The organism is Arthrobacter sp. Y3223164 (assembly GCF_059091005.1).
On record NZ_JBNHGF010000310.1, the window covers coordinates 1 to 3,250 of the forward strand.

4 protein-coding genes are annotated in these 3,250 nt (G+C 68.2%); 3 read left to right on the forward strand and 1 reads right to left on the reverse strand.

Annotated elements, in window-relative coordinates; translation table 11 throughout:
• Window positions 1–61: 61 nt before the first annotated feature.
• Window positions 62–523: an Lrp/AsnC family transcriptional regulator gene (locus AC5RUJ_RS13115; RefSeq protein ID WP_493978019.1), complete on the reverse strand. Its 462-nt coding sequence runs from the start codon at window positions 521–523 to the stop codon at window positions 62–64.
• Between the two features lie 214 nt (window positions 524–737).
• Between AC5RUJ_RS13115 and pdhA the strand changes: the two genes are divergently transcribed.
• The 3 genes from pdhA to AC5RUJ_RS13130 form a co-directional block, all read left to right on the forward strand.
• Window positions 738–1,898 (forward strand): pyruvate dehydrogenase (acetyl-transferring) E1 component subunit alpha, encoded by a 1,161-nt coding sequence (gene pdhA / locus AC5RUJ_RS13120; protein WP_494128804.1) that lies wholly within the window; start codon window positions 738–740, stop codon window positions 1,896–1,898.
• A gap of 28 nt (window positions 1,899–1,926) precedes the next feature.
• A complete protein-coding gene (locus AC5RUJ_RS13125) occupies window positions 1,927–2,973 on the forward strand; it encodes an alpha-ketoacid dehydrogenase subunit beta (protein WP_494128805.1) in 1,047 nt (348 codons plus the stop codon).
• A gap of 2 nt (window positions 2,974–2,975) precedes the next feature.
• On the forward strand, window positions 2,976–3,250 hold a 275-nt coding region (locus AC5RUJ_RS13130), incomplete at its 3' end, for a biotin/lipoyl-containing protein (RefSeq protein ID WP_494155976.1).

A 3,250-nucleotide genomic window follows, 5' to 3' on the forward strand; every position in this document is an offset into this window, starting at 1 on the left:
GCGCCGGCAGGGCGTCGGGACCTGCGGGCCGGCGGCATGTCCCGGTGGCCCGCCGGCCGGTTCAGCGGGTGTCGAGGTCCTCGAATACCAGGAAGGTCTGGGTGTCGAGGATCCCGGGCATGGACTGGATCTGGTCAAAGATGACCCGGCGCAGGTCCACGTTGTCCACGGCACGGACCAGCAGGATGACATCGAAGTTCCCGCCGACCAGGGCGATGTGGTGCACCTCGGGAATGGCGCGCAGGGCTTCGCGCAACTCGCGCCAGGAGTGCTGGCGCAGCTTCAGGGTCACGTAGGCGGATGCCTTCAGTCCCGCCTTAATCGGGTCCACCAACGCCGTGAACTTGGTCAGCACGCCCGCCTCGGTCAGCCGGGCGATGCGCGAGTATGCGTGGGCGCGGGAGATGTGCACGTTTTCGGCGACCGCGGTCACGGACAGCCGGCCGTCCCGGGTCAGCTCCGCCAGGATCCGGCGGTCGATCTCATCCAGCTGCGGGACCTTTGCGGCGGCACCGTTGGCCATCTGTCTACACCTCGCGGGGTTATCCAGCTCACATTAACAATTCGTCTCCAAGACTACGGCCAGACAAGCAGATAATCCACGTTTTCCCGCATAAGTGGATACGAAAAGTAGCCGAATCCATACTAAAGCTACACAGTTTCTTCACCAGGGCCGCCCGCGCCATGCGGGGCGGCAGGCAACGGCGCCCGCCGACCAGGATTCGAATGGAGACACCATGACCATCTCAACCGGTAACCCGATCGAGGGATCGATGTCCGACCCGTCCGGCCGCCCCGGCATGGATGATCAGGTCACCGCGGAGGCCTACATGCTGCCCTCCGGGCAGCCCGTGCAGCTGGTGGACCCGGACGGCCGACACGTGCACAACGACAAGTACCCGCTGCCCGACGGCGAGGTCCTGCTGGGCGCCTACCGCGAACTGGTGGTCGGCCGCCGCGTCAACGACCAGGCCAACGCACTGGTCCGCCAGGGCAGGCTGGCCGTCTACCCCTCATCGCACGGGCAGGAGGCCTGCCAGGTGGCGGCGGCCCTGTGCCTGGGCCGGGACGACTGGCTGTTCCCCACGTACCGCGATACCGTCGCCGTGATCGCCAAGGGCGTCGACCCGGTGCAGACCCTGACCCTGCTGCAGGGCGACTGGCACGGCGGCTACGATCCCTACGAGCACAAGGTGTCGATCCAGGCCACGCCGCTGGCCACCCAGCTGCTGCACGCCGTCGGCGTCGCCCACGCCGCCAAACTCAAGGGCGAGGACACCGTCGTCGTCGCGCTCTGCGGTGACGGGGCGACCAGCGAGGGCGACTTCCACGAGGCGCTGAACTTCGCCGCCGTGTTCCACCTCCCGGTCGTGTTCTTCGTGCAGAACAACCAGTACGCCATCTCCGTCCCGCTGAACAAGCAAACGGTGGCGCCGTCGCTGGCGCACAAGGCCATCGGCTACGGCATGCCGGGCGAGCGGGTGGACGGCAACGACACCGCCGCGTTGCTGTCGGTGCTCGGCAAGGCCGTGACCCGGGCCCGCGACGGCGGCGGCCCCGCCCTGGTCGAGGCACACACGTACCGGATGCAGTCGCACACCAACGCCGACGACGCCACCCGCTACCGCACCGACGACGAAGTGGCCGAGTGGGCGCCGAAGGACCCGCTGGTGCGCCTGCGGACATACCTCAAGGAACTGCACCTCCTGGACGAGGCCCTCGAAAAGGAAATCGCCGAGCGGGCGGAAACCGTGGCCGCGCAGATGCGCGACGGACTCAACGCCGAGACCGATGTGGACCCGGAGGACCTGTTCCGCTTCGTCTTCACCGAAAAGACCAGCCAGCTGCGCGAGCAGGCCGCCATGCTCCGCGACGAGCTCTCGCGCGAGTCGGCCTGAGCGCCGCCGCCGACTAAAAGGACACCCCATGAGCACAACAATGACGTTCGCCAAGGCGCTGAACACGGCCCTGGCCGATGAGATGGAAGCCGACCGCTCCGTCGTCGTCTTCGGTGAGGACGTGGGCCCGCTGGGCGGCGTCTTCCGCATCACCGACGGCCTCACCAAGCGGTTCGGCGAGGAACGCTGCTTCGACACCCCGCTGGCCGAATCCGGCATCATGGGCATGGCGATCGGCATGGCGATGAACGGCCTCCGCCCGGTGGTGGAGATGCAGTTCGACGCGTTCGCCTACCCGGCGTTCGAGCAGGTGGTCTCGCACGTGGCCAAGATGCCCAACCGGACCCGCGGCAGGGTCAAGCTGCCGATGGTGATCCGGATTCCGTATGCCGGCGGGATCGGGGGAGTGGAGCACCACTGCGACTCCTCGGAGTCCTACTACGCGCACACGCCGGGCCTGACCGTGGTGGCGCCGGCCACGGTGGAGGACGCCTACACCATGCTCCGCGAGGCCATCCGCTTCCCGGATCCCGTGGTGTTCCTGGAGCCGAAGAAGCTCTACTTCTCCAAGGAGCAGCTGGACCTCGAAGCGCTGCAGTCACAGTGGGCCGGGTCGGAGACCGTGCAGGGATCCGGGTCCGGAACCGGCGCCGCCCCCGGGTCCGGCATCGGCCGCGCAGTCGTCGCCCGCGAGGGAACCGACGCCACGCTGATTACCTACGGTCCGTCCGTGCCCACCGTCATGCAGGCCGCCGCGGCCGCCGCCGAGGAGGGGCGCTCGCTGGAGGTCATTGATATCCGGTCAATCGTGCCGTTCGACGATGAAACCGTGATGGCCTCCGTGCGGAAAACCGGACGCGCCGTGGTCGTCGCCGAAGCCCCCGGCTTCGCGTCCGTCGCCTCCGAGATCGTGGCGCGGGTGCAGGAGCGCTGCTTCCACTCGCTGGCCGCCCCGGTGCTGCGCGTGACCGGTTTCGATATTCCGTATCCCGCGCCGAAGCTGGAGCGGCACTACCTGCCCAGCGTGGACCGCATCCTGGACGCGGTGGATGAACTCCAGTGGGAGGACGCGTAGCCATGTCGCGACAGGTATTCAAACTGCCCGACCTCGGCGAGGGCCTGACCGAGGCCGAGCTGGTGAACTGGCTGGTCAAGGTCGGCGACGAGATCCGCGTGGACCAGCCGGTCGCCGAAGTGGAGACCGCCAAGTCCATGGTGGAGGTGCCCAGTCCGTTCGCGGGGACCGTCGCTGTGCTGCACGGCGCGGCCGGCGACACCCTGGACGTGGGCAAGCCCCTCATCTCGGTCGACGCTCCGGGCTACGTGCACGACGACGGCGCCCAGGCTGCCGC